At 47.1% G+C, this 6,227-nt stretch carries 7 protein-coding genes; 6 read left to right on the top strand and 1 reads right to left on the bottom strand.

Annotation, left to right across the window (positions count from 1 at the left end; translation table 11 throughout):
• Positions 1–84: 84 nt before the first annotated feature.
• The 5 genes from B0F88_RS18290 (at position 85) to B0F88_RS18270 (ending at position 4,910) form a co-directional block, all read left to right on the top strand.
• The gene (locus B0F88_RS18290; protein ID WP_219820919.1) at positions 85–1,638 is read left to right on the top strand and encodes a DUF262 domain-containing protein; all 1,554 of its coding nucleotides are present in this window, start codon (positions 85–87) and stop codon (positions 1,636–1,638) included.
• Positions 1,639–1,725: 87 nt separating this feature from the next.
• Positions 1,726–1,920, top strand: coding sequence for a hypothetical protein (locus tag B0F88_RS18285; RefSeq protein WP_104425381.1), 195 nt, complete (start codon positions 1,726–1,728; stop codon positions 1,918–1,920).
• 14 nt (positions 1,921–1,934) lie between these two features.
• Positions 1,935–2,036 carry a hypothetical protein gene (locus B0F88_RS19970; RefSeq protein WP_219820921.1) on the top strand — a complete coding sequence of 34 codons (102 nt, stop codon included), beginning with the start codon at positions 1,935–1,937 and terminating at the stop codon, positions 2,034–2,036.
• Positions 2,037–2,294: 258 nt separating this feature from the next.
• Positions 2,295–4,040 carry a diguanylate cyclase domain-containing protein gene (locus B0F88_RS18275; RefSeq protein ID WP_104425380.1) on the top strand — a complete coding sequence of 582 codons (1,746 nt, stop codon included), beginning with the start codon at positions 2,295–2,297 and terminating at the stop codon, positions 4,038–4,040.
• Positions 4,041–4,091: 51 nt separating this feature from the next.
• Complete coding sequence (locus B0F88_RS18270; RefSeq protein ID WP_258076731.1) at positions 4,092–4,910, top strand: alpha/beta hydrolase; 819 nt, start codon at positions 4,092–4,094, stop codon at positions 4,908–4,910.
• Here the strand turns inward: B0F88_RS18270 and B0F88_RS18265 are convergent.
• Positions 4,882–5,499 (bottom strand): PilZ domain-containing protein, encoded by a 618-nt coding sequence (locus B0F88_RS18265; protein ID WP_104425379.1) that lies wholly within the window; start codon positions 5,497–5,499, stop codon positions 4,882–4,884. The genes B0F88_RS18270 and B0F88_RS18265 overlap by 29 nt on opposite strands.
• A gap of 129 nt (positions 5,500–5,628) precedes the next feature.
• On the opposite strand from B0F88_RS18265, the gene B0F88_RS18260 reads away from it, so the two are divergent.
• Positions 5,629–6,225: a transglycosylase SLT domain-containing protein gene (locus tag B0F88_RS18260; protein WP_104425378.1), complete on the top strand. Its 597-nt coding sequence runs from the start codon at positions 5,629–5,631 to the stop codon at positions 6,223–6,225.
• The last annotated feature ends 2 nt before the right edge of the window (positions 6,226–6,227 follow it).

The raw sequence follows: 6,227 nt of genomic DNA, 5'->3' as shown, positions 1-6,227 counted from the left end.
TCGTCTTTGGTCGGATTGAAAAAAGCGTGAAACTATATCAGCTAACCTTTTTCTTTTCCGATTAGTGCCGATTGCACTTATGAGTTGAATCTAAGTGATATTAATGATGCTATAAAAAACAAAGAAAAAGAGTATTTTCTTGGCTCAATAGTCGTTACTGCCGGAGCCAATAATCGATATGAGGTTGTTGACGGGCAGCAGCGATTAACGACGGTAAGTCTTGTTATTGCTGCGATCAAAGATATTTTTGCTGAAGATAAAGACCATGAGGTAGTTGCATCTGTCAAATCAGATTTTTTAGCCAGTACAGACCGCAAAACAAAGGAAAAAGAACCAAAGTTAATTTTAAACGAAATTGATAATGAGGTGTATCAAGATCTTATTGAGAATATAAATGATTTGGATACATCAAAGTATCGTAGACAATCGCATAAGCGATTAATTGATGCTTCTCAGTTTTGTTTAAAGTATTTAAAAGAAATGTGTCAGAAATCAAAAGACTCAGAGGAAGAGTTGCATGCATGGTTAGATTACTTAGAAACAAATATGAAAATTATTGTAGTTGTGGCGCCGGATGATAGTAACGCCTTCATAATTTTTGAAACATTGAACGACCGAGGATTGGAGTTAGCAATTTCTGACTTGTTGAAAAATTATTTGTTTCATCGCTCCGGTGAGAAAATTGAAGAGACTAAAAATCGGTGGCTGTCGATGGTGTCTATACTCGAAAGCGCGTCAGATGACCCTTTAGTGGTCACATATTTAAGACATTTCTCGATGGCTAAGTATGGGCTAATCCGGGAAAAAGAACTATTTTCAGTAATGAAGAGAAAGATTACAAGCAAGAAAAATGCACTAAATTATTCAAGTGAGTTATCAGAAGGGGCAAGGGTCTATTCAGCTCTTATAAATACAGAGCATGAATTTTGGTCGGATTTTGACCCCAAGGTAAGAGGATCGGTTTCGACACTTAATCTTTTGGGAATGACACAGATAAGGCCGCTATTGTTATCAATCTTGGAAAAATTTAATGAAAAGAATGTTTGTACTACCTTTCAAAAACTCGTGTCAGTAGCAGTTAGGTTTCAAATTGTTGGTGGTGTCGGAGGTGGAACTATGGAGCGGCTATATGCAGACACAGCTAAATCAGTAACTGAGGGAAAGATTACGACATCAAAAGAAGTTATTTCAGCGTTCACGAATTTACCTTCTGATTCGGCATTTAAAACTGGATTTTCTATTGCCTCAATTTCTAAGCAAAAAATTGCGAGGTTCTACCTCAGAGCATTGGAAGAAGAAATTATTGGAAAAAGTTCTGAACAAGTTCCAAGCATAGACACGGATCGTGTAAATTTGGAGCATATTCTACCATCTACACCTACACAAGAATGGAATGCAACTTTTAAGCCTGATGACTTTAGAGCCTATCATAATAGACTAGGAAATCTTGCAATTATGGCGTCAAAATTAAACAGCACTGTCGGGAATGGTTCATTTGCGGAGAAATGTGAAATATATAAAAAATCCTCATTTTCTTTAACGAATAGTGTTGCTGATGAAAGCGTATGGAATAAGCAAGCTATAGAAAATCGACAATTAAAAATGGCTGAATTGGCCGTCAAAATATGGGCAATATAAAAAACAAACGCTGTAGGTGGATTATTTGTAGATTCGCCGCTAGGCAATCCACCACAACTGCGACAGACATCCTTAAAGGAGCAAACCATGCAAACCGCTAAACAAGCCGCAAAGCAGATTATTGATCATGTTTCTGACCAGGCAACGTGGGATGACATCATGTATGAGCTGTATGTCAAACAGAAAATTGAGAAAGGACTGAGTGCTGTTGATGAAGGCCGCGTAATATCCAGCGAGGATGCTAAAAAACGGCTCTTGGGCAATGGACAGAACCGGCACTAAAGGATTTAGAAGCGATTCAGGCTTATATCGCCAAAGACTCCAGCTTTTATGCCCGACAATTTATTGGGCGTATTTTTGATGCCTCAACAAAAAAAGCTACCGCATTATCTATCTGACCCAGCCAGAGCACATCACTATTATCGCCCTCATTCATGGCAGCCGGGATTTAGCCGGAATGGAAGGTAAGCCTGGGTAGCGCTGTAGGCCGGAATAAGCCGATTCGAGCGGCAGCGAGAACTGGCGTCCCCCGCCCCAACTGGCTGGGACGGGATGAACAGCACATGATCAAACGAACTTCTTCCAGAATTTTAATGAAGAAGCTTTCCAAAAATGCTAAGGTAATTTCGGTTTACAATTGAAGTCGGCGGAGACGAGTGCAGCTAAACGGGGCCAACAAAACAGATTGGGGGAATGACTTAAACGTAGCGCGCGCACTGACGTGGCGTTATGCGGTCGCGTTGTTGTTAGTGGCGTCACTTTCAACGGCAGCTTGGCTAAGCTTGCATCTGGTAATATCGGAACAAAAAAGTACGGCCGCCGTAGTCAACGTGAGCGGACGCCAGCGCATGCTCAGCCAGCGGACCGCCTTGTTCTCCCATATGCTGGTGAACGCACCTGCGGCCGAACGGCCGGCAATTCGGAGCAAGCTAAACCAAGCCATTCAACTTATGGAGCGTTCGCATCACGGCTTGATCCACGGCGACACCGAGCTCGGACTGCCTGCAACTCTGTCACCCACTGTCCACGCCATGTATTTTGACGGACCCAATGCGCTGGATGGTCAAGTAGAAACCTATATCAAGACTGTCCACGAATTGCTCCTGGCGGATGATGATGCGTTAACCGCCGCCAACCCTTTGCTGCAATACATTACCCAAAATGCGCCGAACGCATTAGTCACCGGTCTCGATCAGATGGTGCGCCGGTACCAACTGGAAGGAGAAGCATCGGTCAGCCGTTTGCAAAAAGCCGAGACGGTCTTCTGGGGAATCACCCTGTTGTTGCTGGTTTTGGAAGCGGCGCTGATATTTCACCCTTTCGTCAAGCACGTTAAAATCATCATCGGCAAGTTGCAACATGTTACGGAGAAGTTGCAGCGGCATCAGGAACACCTTGAAGAAACAGTCAAGCAACGCACGGCGGAGCTGGAAAGGAGGAGCGTAGCGCTGGCCGATAGCGAGGAAAAATTCCGCCTTATCAGCACCGCCGCCAAGGATGCAATTGTGATCATCGGCACAGAAGAGCAGGTGATTTATTGGAACCCCGCCGCTGAAAAAATATTCGGTTACGAAGCAAACGAGGCGATAGGTAAAAATATGCACAACTTACTTATTCCGGCGCGCTATCGCGATTCTGCCCACAGCGGTTTTGAACGCTTCCAACGTTACGGAATAGGCAGTGTCATCGGCAAAACATTCGAGATTACTGCTCTGCACAAGAGCGGTGAAGAGTTCCCCATCGAACTATCCATTTCCGCATTCAAGCTCCATAACCATTGGCACGCACTGGGAATTATGCGTGACATCACTGAACGTAAGCGGATGGAAGAACAAGTGCGCCAGCTGGCTTTCTACGATCCGCTCACGAGCCTGCCTAACCGCCGCCTGCTGAACGACCGGTTAAGTCAAACGATGGCCGGCACCAAGCGTAGCGGCCATTATGCCGCATTGATGATGCTCGATCTTGATAACTTTAAACCGCTCAATGACGCTTACGGTCATCCGGCGGGCGACTTACTGCTGGTTGAAGTCGCGAATCGCTTAAAGGCTTGCGTGCGCGAAGTGGATACGGTCGCCCGCTTTGGCGGCGATGAATTTGTCGTGCTGCTGAATGGGCTGGACAGCGACAAAGCGCAATCAGTCTCGCAAGCCCATGTTATCGCGGAAAAGATCCACGACTCCTTGGCCGCACCCTATCAATTGACCGTCAAAAAAACAATCGAGAAGACCGATACCACGGTTGAACATGTGTGTACCGCAAGTATCGGCGTGATCGTCTTCACTAACCACGAAGCCGACCAAGATGAAATCCTCGAGCATGCCGATAATGCGATGTATAAAGCAAAGGACGCCGGGCGTAATATGATTCATTTTTATGATCTGAGAAGCTTAACGGGCTAATCTGCCAGCCCTTGCGAGCCTGAATAATCAAACGATAAGAGCGTTTAATTTTTGACCGTCAAACCGATGATTTTACTGCTGCTGACCTACTTACTGCTCCTGCTGGTCGTTTTTCTATTCCAGCGAAAAATGATCTATTTTCCCGATACTTATTCGATTGCGGAGCAACAGCAACTGGCCGATCAAGCCAACCTGAAACTCTGGCCGTCAGCGGAAAATTATCTTGGACTGATCTCTCAGAGACCCGGTGCGACCGGCAAAGGCACGGTTATCGTTTTTCACGGCAATGCGGGTTCGGCAACCGACCGGACTTATTACCCGGACGCATTGGAAAGACTGGGTTACCGGGTCATCCTGGCCGAATATCCGGGCTATGCGGCCAGAAGCGGCGCACCATCGGAACAAGCGTTGATTTCGGACGGCATCCAAACCGCAAAACAGGCGTTAGATGATTTTGGCGGCCCTATTTTTCTGTGGGGCGAATCGCTCGGAGGGGGCGTGGCCTCTGGCATTGTGCAGAGCGGGCAGGTTCCGGTTAAAGGCATTGTTCTGGTCACGCCGTTTAGCCGCATGGCCGATGTCGCCCAGCACCATTACTGGTTTTTCCTGGCAAAATGGCTGATCCGCGACAAATTCGACAACATTAAAAACCTGCAAGATTATGCGGGGAACACCGCAATAGTGCTGGCCGAACAAGATGAAATCATCCCCAATAAATACAGCCTGAAGCTGTTCGAGTCGCTGCGCCATCGCAAGCAACTCTGGGCGTTTAAAGCGGCGGGCCATAACACCCTGCCGCTAAATCAGGAACGTCCCTGGTGGCGGGAGGTCATGCAGTTTGTCAGCGGGCAAAACGGGGTATCCCCTTAATCTCGGTTTTTTCCATATTCACATATTGCAAGCCGATCAATGTCCCGGCATCGGCGGTCTGCTCAACCCATATCAGTTTTATCTCGCCTTCAAGCCCCAGCCGCTCAAACTCAAACACGGTTATTTCGCCCGGCTCGACAACGACGGCTTCGGCGAGATTAATCATTAAGCCGTCCACCGAAACGTTGACGGTCGTAAAATCGCGATATTCGCCATTGAGCAGGATTCTGCCTGGAGCAACCATGTTTTTTCTATACACTTTTCTCTTGTACAGCTGATTATCGACGTCATAACTGACATTTTTAAACTCCAGCGCCAGCGATATATGGTCCGTCAGCATATCAACCCTGACTACCTCGGCTTCACCGGCCAAGCGCATTTCAGGAAGATACAAATCGATGATAGTCGATGCCGACAGCATATTAAAAATGTCCTTGGCGTTGCTGCTTATCTGGTCGCCTTTCAATTCCGCAAGCACACCGGTCAACGAAAGGTCTTTAACGGTGATCTCACGCTCTTCTCCCCCCATATAAATCAAACCACGCGACATCAGGTTTTTTCGATAAGGCCGGTTTAACTCTGAATTCATCTGACTTTCCTCTTGATTATCCGTATTATCTTGCTGTACAAGGCTATCGGCTGGAATTATAGTGTCTTTTCTATTGTAATTATTTGTTATCGCCCACATTATCGTGATTCCTACACAACTCGCCGCGTCATGAAAAAGCCATTAATCCTGTTCTTGTTACTCCCCCTGGCGGCCTGCGTGGCGCTACCGCCTAAAAACAGCGACAATATATGCTCCACTTTCAGGGAAAAAGAAGGCTGGTATGATGACGCTAAAAGCGCATTCGAAAAATGGGGCGTACCTATCCCGGTTCAAATGGCGATCATGCACCAGGAATCGCACTTTGTCGCCGACGCCCAGCCGCCGCGGCCCTGGCTGCTGGGATTTATCCCCCTGCCCCGAGAAAGCAGCGCCTACGGCTATGCCCAGGCCAAGGATGAAACCTGGGGCAGCTATCAGGACAAGGCGGCTGGCTGGGGGGCGGATCGCGAAGACTTTGCCGACGCCGCCGATTTCATCGGCTGGTACTGCAACATCAGCCATACCCGGTTAGGCATTTCGAAGCTGGACGCCAAAAATCTATACCTGGCCTACCACGAAGGGCACGGCGGCTATCAACGCAAAAGCTATTTGCAAAAAGCGGGTTTGGTACAGATTGCCAACAAAGTAGCCAAGCGGGCCAAGCTATTTCAAAGCCAATTAAGCGGGTGCCAACGTGATTTAGAAACCAAAGGCTGGTTTTTTTGATA

The organism is Methylobacter tundripaludum (genome assembly GCF_002934365.1).
Lineage (GTDB): Bacteria > Pseudomonadota > Gammaproteobacteria > Methylococcales > Methylomonadaceae > Methylobacter_A > Methylobacter_A tundripaludum_A.
The sequence above is the reverse complement of the archived record's forward strand: the minus strand, read 5'-3'. Positions and strand labels throughout refer to the sequence as shown.

What these genes read in the sequence shown, in the direction of transcription:
- B0F88_RS18285 (WP_104425381.1), top strand. Translation starts at nt 1,726, where the DNA reads ATGCAAACCGCTAAACAAGCCGCAAAGCAGATTATTGATCATGTTTCT.
- B0F88_RS18265 (WP_104425379.1), bottom strand. Translation starts at nt 5,499, where the DNA reads ATGAATTCAGAGTTAAACCGGCCTTATCGAAAAAACCTGATGTCGCGT.
- B0F88_RS18260 (WP_104425378.1), top strand. Translation starts at nt 5,629, where the DNA reads ATGAAAAAGCCATTAATCCTGTTCTTGTTACTCCCCCTGGCGGCCTGC.